The organism is Naasia sp. SYSU D00057 (genome assembly GCF_017916505.1).
Taxonomy (GTDB): Bacteria; Actinomycetota; Actinomycetes; order Actinomycetales; family Microbacteriaceae; genus Naasia.
On record NZ_JAFMSZ010000001.1, the window covers coordinates 349,589 to 368,217 of the forward strand.

The following is an 18,629-nucleotide window of genomic DNA, read 5'->3' on the forward strand; positions in this document are numbered from 1 at the left end:
ACCTGGTGCGACACCGACGGGAACGGCCTTGCCGAGACGAGGTACCTCGACGAGAACGGCGACGGCTACAGCGAATCAATCGCTGACGTCGATCAGGACGGCGTCATCGACATCATCGTTCAGGACACCGATGGCAACGGTGTCGACGAGTCGGTCCGGGTCGACCCGTCGGGAACCGGAGCGTTCGACGTCATGGGTGTCGACCTGATACCAGAACGGCACCATCGACCAGGCCATCCTGCCCGACGGGCAGGTCATCGCCGCAGGCAGCGTCGATCCCGCGACAGCGGTGGCTAACAACACGTACGTCGGCGGCGGCAGCACCAACAACCCGCTGCTGTCGGACAGCCTGCTCAACAATCCCGCCACGGCGGGGATCGTCACAGGCATCCTCGCGACGCAGACGCGCATCGCGACTATGTGAGCGGCGCCCGCCGGCTGGGGGTACGAGTACGACTAGCGGGCACCGGGACCAGGCGCCCTTGCCTCCCGAATCACCGCAACCGCCGCCAAGAGGGCGTGGTGGCGGATCGGCGAGGACGCCCCGCAGTCCCGATCCTCGGTGATGCACGTGAGCAACGGCGGTCCGTTCGTCCGTCATCCCGGGCTGAGCCGCGCCGGGGGCGCGAACAGCGATTGGGATCCGGCGCGGAGTCCGGGGCCTCACTGGCTTGGGGAGAGGACCGCGGCGTCCCACTCTGATGGACAGCACACGACCGAGGGGAAGCAGCTTCCGCTGCTTCCCCTCGTGGACGGTGCGTATCAGCCGAACCGCGGCTTCAGCGGTCCGGTCGCCAGCCGTTCACCGCAGGCGTAGCAGAACGAGGCGCCGGGTGTCGTCATGTGGCCGGAACTGCACACCTGCTCGGCGGGCACGGTGGGGGCCGGCCAGCCCTCCTCTGCTAGGGCGCGGCGGGCCGCTCGGCGGCGAACCAGGTACACCACCAGGATCACCGATCCGGCGAGGAGCGATCCTGCCCCGACAGCGAACCCGACCAGGAGGATCACCCCGAGTAGAGCGTCGCCGACCTCTGCAGGAGGATTGTCCTTCACCACGGTGCCGCCCGTGGTCTCTGCGGGCGTCGCGGGCTTCTCCTCCTCGACTTCCGCGTCGGAGGCCTCCTCCACGTCCGCGTCCGAGGCGTAGGTGACGTCAACCCCCTGCACCTTCAGCCAGTCGCCCAGATCGGTGGCGTCTGTGATGAAGTTGAAAGCATCCGTCGCGGTGCCGGTGGTGAACGAGTTCACCCCCACGACGGTGCCGTCGCCATCGATCGTGGGGCCACCGGACATTCCGAAGTCCACGTCCGCGTTGATCTCGGTGACCGACAGTCCGTTGTCCATGGTCTGCTGGCTGCTGATCGTGCCGGATTTGAAGCTGGCGCGGACGAGATCGGTGTCCGTCGTCGACTCCACGGACTGCGGGAAGCCGATCGCGGTCACCGCGGTTCCGGGCCGAGGATCGGTCTCGGCGATAGCAAGGAAGGTTTCGGGCGAGACCCCCACCAGCAGCAGCGCGAGATCTCCGTTCTCTGGCAGTTCTGCACTGACCACCTGTGCTTGGTAGTCCTTCTGCAGCACCCGCCCTGGTAGGCCCTGCGGCTGGTACGCCCAGACGAGGAGATTGACCGCGCCTCCCTCTGTCCCGGCGAGGAGGCCCTCGCTCAACAGGTAGTCGAGGACCTGGTCGTACTCTTCAGCGGGAAGGTAGCCGCCGTCCAGGAGCTGGTCCACGTACTCGGTGATGATGGCCACCTCGATGTCTTCGTCGTTCTGCACACAGTGCCCGGCGGTGACGACGTGGCCGGCTCCGTCCACAAAGAAGCCCGTGCATCTGGACAGGACCGTGATGGGGTCCGACCACTGGATCCCCTCCTCCGTCTCGAATCCGACGGACGCTGTCCACTCCATCTGCAGGTGGACGATGGCCGGCTCCAGCTCGCTGTAGAGGTTCCCATCGGCGTGCGAGGACTGGTACGAGACCGCGGTCGCCGGCCGCGCCGTCGTGAGGGCGGCCGCGTTCGCTGGTGCCAGCGTGAGGACGGCGGACAGCGCCGTGGTGCCGAGTCCGCTCGCGAGGGTCGAGATGAGTGCCACTTTCAATTCCTCTCCGAAGGAGTCCCACGCCGGGTGTATCCGGTGGTGGACTCGGCGACAATCTGTCGCGTGAGACGAGGTTCGGCCAGCCGCCGCTTCTACTCCGTCGGCTTCGCGACCCTTACTCGGTCGGGCTGCCGACGCTGGGTCGCCGGCGCGTTCCCCTGCGAGCTGAGGAGGACGCTGGTCGCGCCTGAGGGCACGACGAAGCGGCGGAGCCCGACGACTCCGCCGCTCGCGTTCGAGCACGCGGCCGCGCGGGCAGTGCTTCGAGGCCCGATTTCGCGACACGGTCGTCGACCCTCCCCTCGGTATCGCTGAGCGTGGGGCCGGTCACGGGGGCGCAACAAGCCATTCGCGGGGGCGTGACGGCCGTGGGCCGCCGGGCTCCACGGGTGTACGCTCCCGCACAGCGCGTCACCGAGGACGTGACGACTCGAGGAGTCGATGCCCACCAGGACCTTTCTGTTCGTGGATCAGGTCAGCTCGACCGAGCAGCTGACCCTGCTGGGCGACCATGCCGCGCAGGAGGTTCGACGCCTGCTCTTCACTCTTCTCCGGCGCGTCATTGAGATCACGGGTGGTCACGAGGTCGACTTCACCGGTGACGGGCTCTTCTGTGCCTTCGAGGGGGCTGCGGAGGGGGTCGACGCGGCGGTCCTGATGCAGGAGGTCGTGGTGTCCTTCAACCGTCGTTATCCTCCGCAACGTCAGCTGGCGATCCGGATCGGGATGAACGCTGGGGAGCCGCTGACCAGCGAAGGGGGCGGGTACTTCGGCGCCGCTGTCGTCGTCGCCGCACGGCTCTGTGCGGCGGCAGGGAGCGGGCAGATCCTCGTCAGCGACATCGTCCGCACTCTCGCCGAACCGCAAGGGATCAGCCGCTTCGATCCCGTGGGGTCCCTACCGTTGAAGGGCATCGCAACTCCGATCCCAGCGTTCTCCGTCGTGTGGACGCCCGACGGTCGCGAGGTCCAACTGCCAGACCCGATCGCCGCCGCTGTCGCCACCGACGGAACTCTGCCGCCGTTGCTAGGGCGGAAGGAGGAACTTCGCGCCGCTGCTCAGGCCTGGGAGGCGGTTTGGGAGGGCAACCGCCGCCTGGTGCTGATCGGTGGGGAACCAGGCGTCGGGGTGACTCGCCTGTCGGCCGAGATCGCTGCCCGATTCGTCGCGGGACGGGCGACTGTCTGGTTCGGGGCCGCGCTCGGAAAGAGCTCGCGCTTCGCGCCCTGGAGTCGGGCACTGGCGGACTGGGCGGAGGCAGTGCCAAGGGCCGAAGTCCGTCTCGCCGTCGGAACCACGGCGTCCCCGCTGCTGCGCCTCGCCCCCGTGCTTCGACAGCTCCTTCCTCGGCAGGCTCCTCCAACGGCGGCGCCCGTCGACGTCGAAGCGATCGAGATAGCGGACGCGATCGACGACCTCGTCGTGCGGTGGTCGGAGCACGAGCCCATCGCGATCGTCCTTGACGACCTGGACGACGTCGACCCGCCGTCCCTCGTCGTTCTCCGGCGGCTCCTCGAGTCCACCAGGGCAGCTCGCCTCCTCGTGATCGCGGGGTACCACACCGGCCACGTTGGCTCCCCCGCGGTCGCTGCGGCGGTCGCTCAGCTTGCCGGAATCGTCAACCTCCGGCTGCAGAGATTGTCTCCTGAGGACACCGACCGCCTGGTCCGGAGCGTCACCGGTGACGATGTCGATTCGTCCGCGCTCCGCGCGATCCGCTCAGAAAGCGAAGGCAACCCCTCTTTCGCCCTTCGCCTGGCCATCGACGTCCGGGAGCGCCTCCTGACCCGGAGAGCGGAGGCGGCTTTGGGCCGCGCGGAGGGGCTCCGCGGCGATCTTCGCGCACAGCGTGACGAGATCGCGGAGGTGGTCCACCAATTGCAGCAGTTGCGTGAGGAGGAACGCCCCACGCTCCTCCCGTCCCTGGATGGGCGCGAATCCGATCCAGCCGATCCGCAGTGTCCCTACAAAGGCCTGGCCGCCTATCAGCCGGAAGACGCCGCCGACTTCTTCGGGCGCGAGCTCCTGATCGCCGAGCTTGTGGCGAAGCTCGGTGCCTCCCGCTTCCTCGCAGTGGTGGGCCCGTCCGGATCGGGCAAGTCATCCGTGGTCCGAGCAGGCCTCGTGCCCGCCCTCGCACGGGAGGCGCTTCCCGGCTCCTCCGAGTGGGTGCCGGTCATCACCACTCCAGGGCGGGAGTCGCTAGCGGCGTCTCTTCAGCGAGCGCGGGCCGAGGCGCACGGCCAGCGGGTGGCACTGATCGTCGATCAGTTCGAGGAACTGTGGACGACCTCGGACCGAGGTGGGGATGGAGACGGGCAACGTGAGCGCGCCGCCGCTCTCGATCTTCTGCTGCGCTCACTGAACGGGGACGGTGATACGGCCGTGGTGGTGGCCATGCGCGCCGACTACTACGGTCGCGCGGCCGAGCATCCCGCCCTCGCCGCAGCGATGTCGGAGTCCCAAGTTCTGGTGCCGCCGATGACGGCGGCCGAGCTTCACCGCGCCATCGAAGCACCTGCGCGCCGAGCCGGGCTCCTTCTCGAGCGCGGGCTCGCGGACGCCGCGATTGCCGATGTCGGCGATGCAGTGGGCCGTCTTCCCCTGCTGTCGACCGCGATGCTGGAGACCTGGCGCCGGCGGCGGGGGCGTTCAATGACACTCGCGGGCTACGCGGAAGCCGGGGGCGCCCGGCAGGCAATCGCGACGCTGGCGGAGGACACGTTCGCCCTGCTGACGGACGACGAGCAGGACGCTGCCCGGCGCATCCTCCTTCGGCTGGCCGACCCGCGGGACGAGGGCGGCGATGTCGCCCGTGTCGCTCCCCTTGGTGAGCTCGGCACCGACGACGTCAGCCGACGCCTGCTCGACAGGCTGGCGGAGCGACGGCTGGTGACTGTGTCGTCCACGACCGCTCAGGTCACCCACGAGGCTCTGCTTCGTGAATGGCCTCGTCTACGCGACTGGCTCGATGCCGACCGGATCGGGAGGCGGCTGCACCACCAGGTCGCGGAACAGGCGCGGGAGTGGGAGGCGACTGACCGGGATAGCGGGGCGCTTCTGCGCGGCACCCGGCTGAGCGCTGCTCTCGAATGGGCGGCGTCCCACCAGGAGGATGTCTCGGCCCTCGAGCGGGAGTACCTCGCCGTGTCGGAGCAGCATCACCTTGAGGAGCTCGTCCATACCCGGCGGCAGCTGCGCCGATCGCGCGTGTTGAGCTCCGCTCTCGTGCTCGTCCTCGTCGGGGCCTTGGTGGCGCTGGGTTTCGGCGTCGCTCAACAGCGTGACGCGCTCGCTCGCGCCAATGAGTCCGCCGCTATCGCCCTCGCGACCCAGGCGATCGGCCTCTCCGGCGTCAGCAGCGACACGTCGTTGCTGCTCGCGGTCGAAGCGTATGGACGCCATCCCTCGTTGGAAACGGAGGGAGGACTGCTGGCAGCTCTCGATGGGGCGAGACACCGATCGCGCTCGCTGCCGACTCTGCCCTCCGGAATCGCCGACATGGCTTTGAGCCCGGATCGCACGAACCTCTTCATCGCGACCAGTGCAGGCGAGGTGCGCCGTGCAGATACTGCGAGTTGGGAGCTGGACGCAACCCCGCTCGTGGAGGGGATGGTTGCCGACTTTCCCACCATCACCCTCAGTCCCGACGGCCGGCTGTTGGCCTACTTCAGCAATGACGCTGTGTACGTCATCAGCGCTGTGGACGGCTCATCGGTCGCCGGTCCCCTCGCCGGGGAAACCGCGATCGACTCCTTCGACTTCACCTCCGACAGCCAGTCGGTCGCGATCGCGAGCTTCTTCCCTACGCCTGCGGTGCACATTCTGGACCTGAGCAGCGGAGCGGAAAGAGCGACCATACCGGCGGCGGACGGTGCAGGGCAGGTGTCCGTGGCTGCCAATCCGACGGCCGCAGAAGTTGCGATCGGAACGACCGGGGGCGTCACCCTGCAACGCTACCGACTCGACGGCACTCCGATCGAGGAAGTCGTCGAGGTACCCAGGTTGAGCGGGATCGTGAGCCTGAAGTACTCCCCCGATGGCACGAAGATTGCGGCGCGAGGATTTTCGGGCGACGCCGTTATTCTCGACGCGGTCACCCTCCTTTCCTCCGCAGAGCCGTTCGCGGTTCCGAATGGTCAGTCGGTGAGTCTCGGTTTCGCGCCTGATTCCCAGTCGCTCGTGCTCTCGGGAATCGACGGGTCGGCGCGAGTCGTCGATACCGACAACGGCGAGGTACTGGCGATCCTCGGCGGAATGAGCGGTTCTGTGGCTGCGGAATACCTGGACGAGCGGCGGGTCGTACTCGCAAGCCCGAACGCGACCGCCGCCGAGTTCGACCCGACACAAAGAACGACTATTGGGGTGACCTCCGAACGTGGCGACCCCCGGAGCCCTGACTACTTCGTCTGGTCGGCGCTTCCGGAGCCGTCAGGCCGTACCATTCTGCTCATCGAGCACAGCGGCATTAGCCGTCTCTCCTCGTCCACGCTCCGTCAAGATGCGGGACCATTACAGGCGTTCGTGCCCGGGATGCGCGAGGGCGACCTGTCCCCAGACGGCAGCCTCCTTGCCATCTACGTAGAGACTCCGGACTACGTCACCCAGCTCGCACTCGTCGACCCGGGAACCGGCCAGCTCGTCGAGCTCGTCGACCTCTCCACCGATGGGACGCACCTCTACGGCGCTCCGGCGATCTCTCCCGACGGACGGCGGATCGCCATCCCGGCCCACGACGGAGAACTCGTGATCGTCGACATCGGGTCCGACAGTCCGACCTTGTCGCGCACGCCGATCGAACCCGGCACGATGGGCGTGGAGTGGGCTCCTGACGGGTCCACCCTCTTCGCGTGGACTCAAAGCGGCGACGTGACGAGCGTCGACTCCGACACGGGCGCCGTTCTCGATGAGATCCAACTGTCCGGCACCGATCTCACCGACCTCATCGCCGGCGAGGGAAGCTTCGTGATCGGAGCGACGTCCTCGGGCACTGTCCACCGAGCCGATGTGGTTACTTCGGACAAGCCGGTTGAGGTGCTGACAGGAGATGGAAATCCACTCACGGCTGTCGGGGTCTCCCCGGGCGGGGAACGTATCGCGGCACTCGGCCAGGACGGCGCGCTTCGCCTATGGGATGCCGACTCGCGCATTCAGATCGGGCCCCCGATCAGAGCCCACGGGCCAGATGCCTCTCACCTCGTCTACCTCTCCGACGGAGGGATGATCACGCTCGGGGCCGGCGGAACGGTGATCTCCTGGAACCTCGAGCCGGAGAGCTGGGTAGGAACGGCGTGTCGGTTGGTGGGCAGGGATATGAGCAGAGCGGAGTGGGCGAAGTATCTGCCGGACGAGGAGTATCAGCACACCTGCAGCGACCGCTGACCTCCACACATCTGCGTTTTGGCACTCCACATCACCGGGGGACCCGGTTACGCGGAGGCTGCCTGTGTCCCAACCATGGGCGACGCGGGACTACTCCGTCCACCGCCGCAACAACGTCAGCATGCCGACGCCCGGAGCGTTCGGTAGCCGCACCTACGGGGCGCTCGCCACTGGTCCAATCGTCGCGAGCAGTCGGACACGGTCGGCAACCCGGACCGGGACGATGCTCCCCGGCGGCGACCCGCAGCCGCGGTCACTAGATAGAAAGGGAAGAACGATGCTCGACCCCACCCAGTACACCTGGTACGACACCGACGGCAACGGCGCGGTGGACAGCGGCTTCACCGACAGCAACGGAGACGGCTACGTCGATGCCCTCGCCGGCGACCTCAATCAGGACGGCGTCGTCGACTACGTCGCTCAGGACACGAACCTTAATGGCGTCATCGACACCGTCCGTACCGACCCGAATGGCACCGGAGCGTTCGACCTCGTGGGTCAGGACCTCGACGAGAACGGCGTCGTCGAGCAGTTCATCCGCCCGAGCGGCGAGATCGTGATCAACGGCACAGGCCTCGTCCCGCCCTCGACATACGCCGGAGGCGTCCCGAGCGACCCGCTCGGCTTCCTTCCCGACTGGGTCTACCTCCACCCGTACTTCGGCGATGCCATCAACAACATCTCCGCCATCAGCACGATCGGCGACCTCATTCGCGCGATGGGGTGAGGCGCGAGGACGGAGCTTCACGCAGATCCGCCGCCCCTCCGAAAGGAGGAGCGGCGGATCCGCAGTACGAGCAGGCGTCAGACGCGACGGGTGGAGGTGCCACCGCGGCGCTTCACGGCGACCCAGATCAGCAGCGCGATGATCGAGCCGATGATCGAGCCGATGATGCCGGACGGCTGCAGGAAGCCGCCCTCGGGGTCCGCTCCGAAGAGGAGGAAGCCGAGGAAGCCGCCGATGAAGGATCCGACGATGCCGAGCAGGATCGTCATGCCGATCGACATGTCCTGCTTGCCCGGGACCACAGCGCGCGCGATGAAGCCCGCGATGAGGCCGACGATGATGACGGTGATGATCAGGCCAAGCCAGCCCATTGTTCTGCCTTCCGGAGCGCACGTGCCGTGCGGGTGAACGGTGTCCCGACGGTCGTCGAGATGGCACCAATCAAACACCCGTGCGGGTGTGGCGGTACACCCCTCAGGGGGTAGGTTGACAACCATGGGCGGCCTCCCCCAAGCGCCGATCAAGATCGCACTCGTCGACGACTACGACGTCGTGCTCGTGGGCCTCGCCCACATGTTCGACCGCTACCGGGACCGCATCGTCGTCGCCGAGATCGACGCCAACCAGGCCACCAACGACGAGGTCGACATCGTCCTCTACGACTCGTTCGCGCAACCCGAGTCGGACCACGACGAGATCCGAACCCTCGTCCGCAACGCACGGGCCCGCAAGGTCGTCATGTACACCTGGAACTTCGCGCCCGAGCTCATCGAGAGCGCGAAGAAGCAGGGCGTGCACGGCTACTTGTCGAAGACGCTGCCTGCCCGCGAGCTGGTGGCCGCGCTCGAGCGGATCCACGCCGGCGAGAGGGTGTTCAGCGAGCCGCCCGGCCGGGCCCGCGCCGCTATGGGGCTCGACTGGCCGGGACGCCGCGAAGGACTGACCGAGCGCGAGTCGGAGATCCTCGCCCTCATCACCCAGGGCAAGAGCAACACGGAGGTGGCGAAGCTCACCTACCTCTCCCCCAACACGGTGAAGTCGTACATCCGGAACATCTACCGGAAGATCGGCGCGGTGAGCCGGACCCAGGCGGTGCTGTGGGGCGTCGACCACGGCTTCACGCCCGACCATCACCGCATCGACCACTGGATGGGCGGGCCGTAGCGGCTTGCGCCGTCTCACGCGTGACAGCGCCGCCGTCCCCGCGTAGCCTGGTCTTGGGCAACTGCCCAAAAGGACGGATGCGATGTCGACGGTACGCGGTCGCGAGGCCAGAGATCGGCTGCTCCGCGCGGCCGCCGAGCTGATCGCCGAGTACGGCTGGACGGCCGTCACCACCCGGATGGTGGCCGATCGCGCCGGGATCGGCGCCGGGCTCGTCCACTATCACTTCGAGTCCGTAGCGGCCCTGCTCGCCGAAGCGGCCATCACGGCGGCGCGGGGCATGATGACGGAGCTCGAGTCTTTGCTGGCGCAATCGGACGACCCGCTCAGCGTGCTGCTCGGCATGCTCGACGACTACAGCGGGCGAGACCCCATGTCGCTGCTGCTCGTCGAGGCCTACCTCGCGGCCAGTCGGGACGTACAACTGCGGCAGGAGCTCGGCGGGGTGGTCGACGGCTGCCGCCGCATGCTCGAAGTCCGTCTCGCGGAGCGGGGGGTGCCCGACGCATCCGGGACCGCGATCGTGCTCGCTGCCGCCGTCGACGGTCTGCTGCTGCACCGTGCGCTCACCGGACGGCCGAGTGGCGCAGATATCGCCTCCGTGCTGCGGCAGCTCCTGCCCACCGGAGGAAGGGAGACGTCATGAGGGTCCTCATCAGCGGCGCCGGGATCGCCGGGCTCGCCCTCGCACGGCAGCTCGCCCTGACGGGCACTGACGTCACGGTCATCGAGAAGGCGCCGGGCCCGCGCGAGAGCGGCTACATGATCGACTTCTTCGGCCCCGGCTACGACGCCGCCGAGGCGATGGGGGTCCTGCCGCGTATCCGCGAGCTCGGCTACCGGGTCGAGGAGGTCGCGTACTGCGACGATGCCGGCCGCGCGCGTGCACGGCTCAGCTATGAGAGGTTCGGTCAGGCGGCGGGCGGGCGCCTCGTGAGCATCATGCGGCCCGACCTCGAGTGCGCCCTGCGGGAGCAGCTCCCGGCGAGGGTCGACCTCCGCTACGGGGCGACCATCACGAAGGTGGATGCCCAGCCGGACGTCGTGACGGCGACCCTCAGCGACGGGACCGAACTGAGCGCGGATCTTCTCGTCGGCTGCGATGGCATCCATTCGGCTGTTCGGGCACTCGTCTTCGGACAGGAGAGCGACTGGCTGCGGCCCCTCGGCTTCGCCACCGCTGCCTACACCTTCCGCGATGCAGCCGCGCACGCCGCCATCCGGGGACGGTTCTGCCTGACCGACACCCTGCACCGCTCCATGGGCTTCTACGGGCTGCGCGACGGGAGGGTGGCCGTCTTCGCGGTGCACCGCACCGAGGATCGGAACCGGCCGGACGACCCACGGAGAACGCTGCGCTCGGAGTACGCCTCCCTCGGCTGGCTCGCACCCCGTGCCCTCGCGGCATGCCCGCCCGGCGACGAGGTGTACTACGACACCGTCGCTCAAGTCGTCTTGCCTTCGTGGAGTCGAGGCCGGGTCGCGCTGCTCGGCGACGCCGCAGCCGCCGTCTCGCTCCTCGCCGGACAGGGCGCCTCCCTCGCCGTCGCCGGCGCCTACGTGCTGGCGGCCGAGTTGGCAGAGGCGGACTCGATCCCCTCCGCTCTCGACGCCTATGAGCGCCGGCTGCGGCCGCTCGTGGAGAACCGGCAGGAGACCGGACGCAGGGGCGCGCGCTGGTTCGCGCCCAGGAGCAGGTGGCAGCGGTGGCTGCGCCGAGCCGCCCTCACCGCCTCGGCTCTGCCGTTCGGGGACCGCCTCGTCGCCTCCGCTCTGGCCGGCAAGCCGTCGGCACTCGTCACCGAGCTCGGAGGCGCACGCGGCGATACGCGGGATGGAACGCTCCCCTTGCGCCGGTGAACGCGGAGAACCGTCCGCCCGCCCGGAGGCGCGTCTCCCCAGTTCGGGGCTGCCGAAACCGCCCCGCGGAGCGGCGTATCCCCGCCTCCCCGCTCCGGCTGCTTCGCTGTGCCTTCAGCGATACCTGAAGGAGCACCAACCGATGATCGACTTCGCCAACGGATCCGTCTTCAAGCTCGGGCAGTGCAGCCCCCAGGAGGTGCAGGGCACCTTGGAGCCGATCCTGCTCGAGGGCGAGGAGATCTTCGTCGCGACGAAGGCGGTCCGCGACTTCGTGGTCTTCACGAACAAGCGGATCATCGCCGTCAACGTGCAGGGGATGTCCGGCAGGAAGAAGGACTTCACCACGCTGCCGTACTCGAAGATCCAGGCGTTCTCGATCGAGACGGCCGGCACCTTCGACCTCGACGCCGAGCTCGAGATGTGGTTCAGCGGCCTGGGCAAGGTCCGCCTCGAGTTCAAGGGCGGGTTCGACATCAAGTACCTGAACCGCCTGCTCGCGCACTACATCCTGTAGTCAGCACGGCCGCGCCGGCCGGCCGACGTCCGGCGCACGGGTCGACCTCGCAGGTACCAGGGGCTCACTCCGCCCGGAGGCGGCCGAGCTCATCGCTCCATGGCGGAGCCCCTGCTCAGCAGGAGGAATGTCGGTCCAGCAGGCAGAATCGGCCGCGCTGCTCCTGCTGAAGCCTCTCTGTGCCTGCTGAAGCCCCTCCGTGACCTGCTCGAGCCTGCGCATGGCTGCTGGAGCGGATCCGTCCGGCCTCTGAACCTAGGCCCCCGGTACTACCCCGCGCCGCAACATCGGCACCCGAGGCCGACGCTCTCCCCTCCCGCCTCTCCGTAACTTCGTCGCCGTACTCCAGATCGGAGTGCAGCCTCGAGAAGGAGCCAGCGGTGATCGAAGTCCACCACCTCACGAAGCGATACGGGTCGACGCTGGCCGTCGACGACGTCTCGTTCACCGTCCATCCCGGGCGGGTCACCGGTTTTCTCGGCCCGAACGGTGCCGGGAAGTCGACCACCATCCGCTCGATCGTCGGCCTCGACCGGCCGACCAGCGGGTTCGCCACCATCAACGGCGAGTCCTTCGAAGACGCGGCGGCGCCCCTGCACGAGCTCGGCGTCCTCCTCGACGCGGGCAATCGACACCCCGGCCGCACCGCGCGGGCGCATCTCCGCGCCCTCGCCGCGACCCACGGCATCGGCGACCGCCGGGTCGACGAGGTCATGGAACTCACCGGAATCGACTCCGTCGCCGGACGGCGGGCCGGCTCGTTCTCCCTCGGCATGGGGCAGCGCCTCGCGATCGCCGGCGCTCTGCTCGGCGACCCGCAGACGCTCATCCTCGACGAGCCGATCAACGGACTCGACCCGGACGGCGTCATCTGGGTGCGCAACCTCCTCAAGCACCTCGCCGCGGAGGGGCGCACCGTGTTCCTGTCCTCGCACCTGATGAGCGAGATGGCCGTGACCGCGGACCACCTCATCGTCATCGGCCGCGGGCGGATCCTCGCCGACGCTCCCCTGCAGGACGTCCTCGCACGCGTCGAGCAGAGCACCGTCGTCGTCCGGACCCCGGAAGCCACGGCGCTCGCCCACCGGCTCGCCGGCCCCGGCGTCACCGTCACGAGCACCGCGGCCGACCGGCTCGAGGTGCGCGGCCTCGAGGCCGCCGACGTCGCGGTGTCCGCCATGGCGGGCGGCATCGTGCTGCACGAGCTGACGACCACCACGGCGTCCCTCGAGGACGCCTACCTCGCCATCACCCACGACGCCCTCGACTACGCCGCGTCCTCGCTCGAGACGGCCGGCCGATGACCGCCGCAGCCTCTCCGACCCACCCCGAACCGATCACGAACCAGAAAGCACGGACCAGTCCCATGACCGCCCTCTCCCCCGCCCTCACCAAGGCGGGCTCCACATCCCCGACACCGCGGGTCACGTTCCGCGGCGTGCTCCGCTCCGAGTGGATCAAGCTCCGCAGCCTCCGCTCCTCGGTATGGGCCGCCGTGCTCGCGGTCGCCTCGACCGCCATGTTTACCGGGCTGATCGTGCTCGGCTTCCTCATCGCACCCACGAGCGGGGAGGACCCGGCCGAGATCATCGCCGCCACCTTCGGGGCCCGCCCCGCGATCGGCGTGCTCGGCTTCGTGATCCTCATCGCCCAGTCGATCGTCGCCGTCCTCGGCGTGCTCGTCGTGAGCACCGAGCGCGGATCCGGCCTGCTGGCCGTCACCGCGACCGCGGTGCCGCGTCGGACCCCGATCCTCGCGGCGAAGCTCATCGTCAGCGCGACCGCCGGATTCGTGCTCGGACTCGTCACGAGCGCCATCTCCTACCTGTTCCTCCAGCCGGCGCTCGCCGCGCTCGGCATGGAAGCCTGGCGACTCGACGCGCCCACCGTGCAGGCACTGATCGGCGGCGCGGTCTACCTCGCGCTGATCGCCGTGTTCGGCACGGCGCTCGGCTCCCTGTTCCGCAGCACCGCGGCCGGTCTGGGTCTCGTGCTCGGCATCGTCCTGGCCGCCCCCGTCCTGCTGCCGATCATCCCCGTAATCGGCGGGACCTTGGCCCGGATCCTGCCGACCTCCGTCGGTATGCTCCTGTTCCAGCCGTTCGACGAGGTGGGCTGGACGACCGTCCTCACCGGCCTCGCGATCCTGCTGGCCGAGGTGGCGGCCGCCGCCGTCGTGGCCGGTGTGCTCTGGAAGAGACGGGACGTCTAGTGACACCTCGGGAGCAGTCCCCGGCGATCGCCCGCGAGGGCGGCGCCGGGGCTGCCTCGCGCTGGTCGGCCCTCACCCGGCGGATCACGGACGCCTCCCCCTGGCTCGTCGACGGGCTGATCGGCGGGCTCTTCGCCCTCGCCTTCGGCACGATCCGGACCGTGCAGGTGATCGAGGGTGTGCCCGACATCACGCCGCTGCACATCGTCACCGCCGTGCTCACCGGCGTCGCCCTGCTGTTCCGCCGCTACCGGCCCCTCACCGTGCTCGCCGCGGTCACCCTCCTCGTCGCGATCGTCACCTTCTCGGTCGACGCCAACAACGACCTCCTCGCCATCCCGATCGCGCTCTACGCGGTCGCCGCCTACCGGTCCGCGAAGCTCGCCTGGGCGGGCGGAGCGGCAGCCCTCGTCGTCGTCGTCCTCGGGATGCTGCTGCACCGGGAGGAGCTGCCGGAGCGTCTCGCCGGCTCCGACGTCGCCTACCTCCTGCTCGTGATGGCCGTCACCTGCATCGCGGCGATCCTCCTCGGCATGGTCGTCACCTCGCGCCGGCAGCGGCTTCAGGCGCTGATGGACCGGGCCGACCAGCTCGCGCGAGAGCGCGACAGCCAGGCCACCATCGCCACTCTCGCCGAGCGCGGCCGCATCGCCCGCGAGATGCACGACGTCGTCGCGCACAGCGTCTCCGTGATGGTCGCCCTCGCCGACGGTGCCGCATCCGCCATCGATCGCGATCCCGCCGCGTCGAAGCGCGTGCTCGAGGAGCTCTCGAGCACCGGCCGCGCCGCCCTCGACGACATGCGACGCCTGCTCAGCGTCCTCGGCGACGGGGACGGCTCCCTCCGCCCGGCCCCCGGCCAGGGCGACCTCGAGGAGCTCGCGCAGCGCTTCCGGTCGGCCGGGCTGCCCGTGCGGCTGACGATCAGCGGCGCGCCGATGGAGGACGGCACCCTTGCGCTTTCCGTCTACCGGATCGTGCAGGAATCCCTCACCAACGCCCTCCGCTACGCCGACTCACCCACCAGGGTGGACGCCGTGGTCGCCTGCCAGCCCGACCTCGTCGCCGTCACCGTGTCGGACGACGGACGCGGCGAACCGGCCGAGAGCGTCGGGTCCGCGCGCGGCCTCATCGGCATGCAGGAGCGCGCCGCCGTGCACGGAGGCACCGTGCAGAGCGGACCGGGCCCGAACGGCGGCTGGACGGTGCGCGCCCTCCTCCCCCGCGATCGGGAGGAGGCACGGACGGATGCCTGAGGAAGCCGCGCCGGGCGAGCTCCGGGTGCTGCTGGTCGACGACCAGGAGCTCATCCGGCTCGGCTTCCGCATGGTGCTCGACGGCGCCGACGGCATCACGGTCGTGGGCGAGGCCGAGGACGGGGCGGTCGCCATCCGCCGCGTCGACGAGCTGCGGCCCGACGTCGTCGTCATGGATGTCCGGATGCCCGCCGTCGACGGCATCGCCGCCACCGGCGCCATCGTGGAGCGGCACCCCGGCACGAGGGTGCTCATCCTCACCACCTACGACCTCGACGAGTACGCGTTCGCCGCCCTCCGCGCCGGGGCGAGCGGCTTCCTGCTCAAGCACGCGCGACCGCCCGAGCTGATCGCCGCCATCCGCACCGTCGCCTCCGGTGACGCCATCGTCGAGCCCCGCATCACCCGGCGGCTGCTCGACCTCTTCGCCGACCGGATCCCCGACTCGGCCGACGAGGCCGCGACCGGCAGGGCGCCGACCGACGGCGCCGGCACGAAGCCGGGGGCCGACGATCCCCGCCTCGCAGTGCTCACCGGGCGGGAGAAGGAGGTGTTCCGCGCCATCGCGCGCGGCCTCACCAACACCGAGATAGCCCGCACCCTCTACCTGTCCGAGTCGACGGTGAAGACCCACGTCGGCCGCATCCTGCTCAAGCTCGACCTGCGCGATCGGGTGCACGCCGTCGTCCTCGGCTACGAGACGGGGCTCGTCGTGCCCGGCGAGGGGTGACTTCGGCGGCATAACGGGCGACGCGCCCGGGGAAGCCTTGGAGCGGCGCCGTCCCCGGTGCCACAGTGAGGCATGGAGCTCACCAACGAAGACGTCGCACGTGCCATCTCCAGCCACCACTTCGAGACGGCGATCCCCCGCCTCGCCGACGACATCGTCTGGACCCTCGTCGGCGAGGAGCCGCTGCGGGGCAAGGACGCGGTCCTCGCCCTGCTCGAGGCGACCGAGGCGGAGCTCGCCGCGACCTCGACCGACTTCGAGCGGTTCCGGTCGATCCCGGCCGGCGACACGGTGATCATCGACAGCGTCGCCCACTACGTCGACTCGACCGGCGACGCCTCGACGGTCGCCTCGTGCGACATCTACGAGTTCACCGAGGGGCTCGTCCGCGAGATCCGCTCGTACAACATCGAGCTGCCCTCGGCGAGCGACGCCCGGGTCTGAGCAGGACCTGCCCTCGGCCGCCCACCCGGTGACGGCGGTTTCGGGGCGCCCTCGCGGCGCCGGCGTTCGCGCCTTCGAGCGTCCGGGAGCTCCGGCGACACCGAGGGAGCGGTGCCGCCGGAACGCCCGATCCTCAGGCCGCCGAGGTCAGCGCGTCGCGCGCCGGCGCCTGGTCGGCGAAGCGCGGCGCCTCGTGCGGACCCAGGAAGTGCGTCCGCAGCACGCGCCGCCACTTGTTCGACGGCAGGTGCGGGTTGAGCGCGGCGAGCCCGACGCAGTACTTCGAGATCGAGTCCGGACGATGGCCGTGCCGCCAGAGCAGCCGGTCCACGATCGTCGGACCACCCGCCGACTTCGACTCCACGACGGCGAGGTGCGGCAGGACGAGCCGGTGCGCGTCGTCCATCTTCAGCTCGAGGCCCAGGTCGATCGTCGCGCGGGCGCCGGATGACGGGATGTAGAGCGTGCTGCGCCGGTAGCCGGTGATCAGCTTCGGGATCAGCGGCGTCTCGCGGAGGTCGGCGACGCCGGTGAGCGCCATCGTCTCGTCCACGTACTCGCGGCCCTCCTCGGTGATGACGTCGCGGTCGTCGAGGCCGTACTCGATGCGGTCCTTCACCGTCGTGCTGCGGCCGCCGGCCGTCTTCACCTCGAGGAAGCAGGCTCCGGTGTCGAGATACGCACGGGTGCGGATCTTGAACCGGCGGCGGCGCTTCCGCGCTGCGCTCAGGTAGCTGGTGAGCTCCGGGGTGTCGAAGTAGACGGACTCGTAGAGCGAGTCGCGGGCGCCGCCGAAGTCGAGGACGCGGCAGTCGTCCCCGAGGTCGGCGAGCACCGTGTCCAGCGACGCGACCGGCACGAGGTACTTCCGGTCGACGCGGGTCTGCAGCGCGGCGACCGCGTTGAGCTCGTCCAGGGAGATCGGCTCCATCTGCTGGAGCCGGGACGCCGGGGAGGACATCAGTGCGTCACCGGGACGACGGCGGGGTCGCGGGTGTCGGCGGCACCGGCCCGCGTCGCGGAGCCCCGGGGCAGCTGGTAGCGGACCTCGACTGCCGTGGTGTCGTTGACGAGGTCGAGTTGGCGGACCTGCACCGAGTGCACCTTCGCGACGAGCATCCGCTCGAGTTCGGCGACCAGCTCGCGCTCGTCGGAGATCGCCCGGTCCAGCACGACGACCTGCTCGCGGTCGCGGCGGAACAGCTTCGGGTGGTCGCCGATGTAGATCGCGAGGATCACGAGCACCATGAGGACGAGCGGAAGCACGTCGACGGTGTCGTTGAGCCCGGCGATGAGGCCGAGGGCGAGAGAGCCGAAGAAGTACGCCACCTCGTGCTGCGAGATCTCGTAGGACCGGAGTCGGATGATCGACAGCACGCCCATCAGGCCGAGGCCGAGACCCAGGCCGATGCCAGCCGCCGACGCGAGCATCTCCGTGACGGCGAGGACGCCGATGTTCACCGTGAGGAATGCCGCGACGAGGTCACGCCGGCGATGGCGCGGGTGGTAGATGCCGAAGCTGAGGAGGGTGATCGCCACGATGTCGAGGCCGATCAGGGCATACTGGGGCACAAGGAACTCCTGGGTAGGGAGAGCCAGGTCGGGTTGCCTGGAAACGTAGGTCGGGTACCTGAGAATCATGATGCCCGGGGAACACTCAGCAATGCCATACCGAATTCATCGAAAACGGGAGAAAAGTCCGTTCATTCGTCACTTTCCGTTCACTTCGCGGTGAGCCGGAAACGGTTCGGGGCGGAATTCCCTCAACACAAGAGGCCCGCGGCCCTCGTGGCGCGGCTCGCTCGCTGGTATCTCAGGCAGCGCGGCGGGCGCGCACCCGGTTGATCAGCAGCGCGAGGGCGCGCCAGCCGAGGAGGAAGGCCGCGAGGACGAGCGCGGTCACGATCACGAAGGACAGCGCCACGCCCTGGCCGGTGAGCGCGCGCAGCAGCATCCCGAGGACCAGCGTGGACGCCCACACGATGAGGCCGGAGGGCACGATCCGGATCGGGTCCCGGCCCGCGCGGAGCAGCCATCCCGACTGCAGGCCGACGAGGAACGGCAGCAGCGTGAGGAAGAAGCCCGCAGGGCCCTCGCCGTGGCTGGCTCGGCCGATCGCGACGAAGGCGAGCAGCAGGAGGAGGTCGATCGCCCAGGCGAGCACCGGGCGGAGGCGGGAAGGCACGCGTCCACGCTAGTTCGAGCGGACGGTGCGTGATCTCGGGACGGCGCCT

General features: G+C 69.4%; 17 protein-coding genes. 11 read left to right on the top strand and 6 right to left on the bottom strand.

What is annotated here, in order from left to right; translation table 11 throughout:
• Positions 1–75 precede the first annotated feature (75 nt).
• A complete protein-coding gene (locus J3P36_RS01650) occupies positions 76–384 on the bottom strand; it encodes a hypothetical protein (protein ID WP_210505525.1) in 309 nt (102 codons plus the stop codon).
• 378 nt (positions 385–762) lie between these two features.
• Positions 763–2,097, bottom strand: a complete 1,335-nt coding sequence (locus J3P36_RS01655) for a serine protease (protein ID WP_210505526.1) — start codon at positions 2,095–2,097, stop codon at positions 763–765.
• A 447-nt stretch (positions 2,098–2,544) separates the two neighbouring features.
• Here J3P36_RS01655 and J3P36_RS01660 point away from each other — a divergent pair, with 447 nt between their 5' ends.
• Together J3P36_RS01660 and J3P36_RS01665 are read left to right on the top strand one after the other, a co-directional pair.
• On the top strand, positions 2,545–7,485 hold the full coding sequence (locus J3P36_RS01660) for an AAA family ATPase (RefSeq protein WP_210505527.1): 4,941 nt from the start codon (positions 2,545–2,547) through the stop codon (positions 7,483–7,485).
• Positions 7,486–7,762: 277 nt separating this feature from the next.
• The gene (locus tag J3P36_RS01665) at positions 7,763–8,212 is read left to right on the top strand and encodes a hypothetical protein (RefSeq protein WP_210505528.1); all 450 of its coding nucleotides are present in this window, start codon (positions 7,763–7,765) and stop codon (positions 8,210–8,212) included.
• Positions 8,213–8,289: 77 nt separating this feature from the next.
• Here J3P36_RS01665 and J3P36_RS01670 read toward each other — a convergent pair whose 3' ends face one another.
• Positions 8,290–8,583, bottom strand: coding sequence for a GlsB/YeaQ/YmgE family stress response membrane protein (locus J3P36_RS01670; protein WP_210505529.1), 294 nt, complete (start codon positions 8,581–8,583; stop codon positions 8,290–8,292).
• A gap of 124 nt (positions 8,584–8,707) precedes the next feature.
• Here J3P36_RS01670 and J3P36_RS01675 point away from each other — a divergent pair, with 124 nt between their 5' ends.
• The 9 genes from J3P36_RS01675 (at position 8,708) to J3P36_RS01715 (ending at position 16,395) form a co-directional block, all read left to right on the top strand.
• A complete protein-coding gene (locus J3P36_RS01675; RefSeq protein WP_210505530.1) occupies positions 8,708–9,376 on the top strand; it encodes a response regulator transcription factor in 669 nt (222 codons plus the stop codon).
• Positions 9,377–9,458: 82 nt separating this feature from the next.
• Positions 9,459–10,022 carry a TetR/AcrR family transcriptional regulator gene (locus J3P36_RS01680; protein ID WP_210505531.1) on the top strand — a complete coding sequence of 188 codons (564 nt, stop codon included), beginning with the start codon at positions 9,459–9,461 and terminating at the stop codon, positions 10,020–10,022.
• Positions 10,019–11,236, top strand: coding sequence for an FAD-dependent oxidoreductase (locus J3P36_RS01685; RefSeq protein WP_210505532.1), 1,218 nt, complete (start codon positions 10,019–10,021; stop codon positions 11,234–11,236). Before J3P36_RS01680 ends, J3P36_RS01685 begins: the two co-directional genes overlap by 4 nt.
• 142 nt (positions 11,237–11,378) lie before the next feature.
• Complete coding sequence (locus tag J3P36_RS01690) at positions 11,379–11,753, top strand: PH domain-containing protein (protein WP_210505533.1); 375 nt, start codon at positions 11,379–11,381, stop codon at positions 11,751–11,753.
• A gap of 380 nt (positions 11,754–12,133) precedes the next feature.
• Entirely contained in the window at positions 12,134–13,057 is a 924-nt protein-coding gene (locus tag J3P36_RS01695; protein WP_210505534.1) for an ABC transporter ATP-binding protein, read from the top strand.
• 62 nt (positions 13,058–13,119) lie between these two features.
• On the top strand, positions 13,120–13,965 hold the full coding sequence (locus tag J3P36_RS01700) for an ABC transporter permease (RefSeq protein WP_210505535.1): 846 nt from the start codon (positions 13,120–13,122) through the stop codon (positions 13,963–13,965).
• The gene (locus J3P36_RS16700) at positions 13,965–15,221 is read left to right on the top strand and encodes a sensor histidine kinase (RefSeq protein WP_210505536.1); all 1,257 of its coding nucleotides are present in this window, start codon (positions 13,965–13,967) and stop codon (positions 15,219–15,221) included. Before J3P36_RS01700 ends, J3P36_RS16700 begins: the two co-directional genes overlap by 1 nt.
• Positions 15,214–15,951 carry a response regulator transcription factor gene (locus J3P36_RS01710; protein WP_210505537.1) on the top strand — a complete coding sequence of 246 codons (738 nt, stop codon included), beginning with the start codon at positions 15,214–15,216 and terminating at the stop codon, positions 15,949–15,951. Before J3P36_RS16700 ends, J3P36_RS01710 begins: the two co-directional genes overlap by 8 nt.
• Before the next feature lie 72 nt (positions 15,952–16,023).
• Positions 16,024–16,395, top strand: a complete 372-nt coding sequence (locus J3P36_RS01715; protein WP_210505538.1) for a nuclear transport factor 2 family protein — start codon at positions 16,024–16,026, stop codon at positions 16,393–16,395.
• Positions 16,396–16,528: 133 nt separating this feature from the next.
• Here the strand turns inward: J3P36_RS01715 and J3P36_RS01720 are convergent, their stop codons facing one another.
• The 3 genes from J3P36_RS01720 to J3P36_RS01730 all read right to left on the bottom strand — a co-directional run bounded on the left by J3P36_RS01720 (position 16,529) and on the right by J3P36_RS01730 (position 18,580).
• Positions 16,529–17,356: a polyphosphate polymerase domain-containing protein gene (locus J3P36_RS01720; RefSeq protein WP_210505539.1), complete on the bottom strand. Its 828-nt coding sequence runs from the start codon at positions 17,354–17,356 to the stop codon at positions 16,529–16,531.
• Positions 17,356–17,967 (bottom strand): DUF4956 domain-containing protein, encoded by a 612-nt coding sequence (locus tag J3P36_RS01725; RefSeq protein WP_210505540.1) that lies wholly within the window; start codon positions 17,965–17,967, stop codon positions 17,356–17,358. Before J3P36_RS01725 ends, J3P36_RS01720 begins: the two co-directional genes overlap by 1 nt.
• A gap of 241 nt (positions 17,968–18,208) precedes the next feature.
• A complete protein-coding gene (locus J3P36_RS01730; protein ID WP_210505541.1) occupies positions 18,209–18,580 on the bottom strand; it encodes a DUF3054 domain-containing protein in 372 nt (123 codons plus the stop codon).
• Between the last annotated feature and the right edge of the window lie 49 nt (positions 18,581–18,629).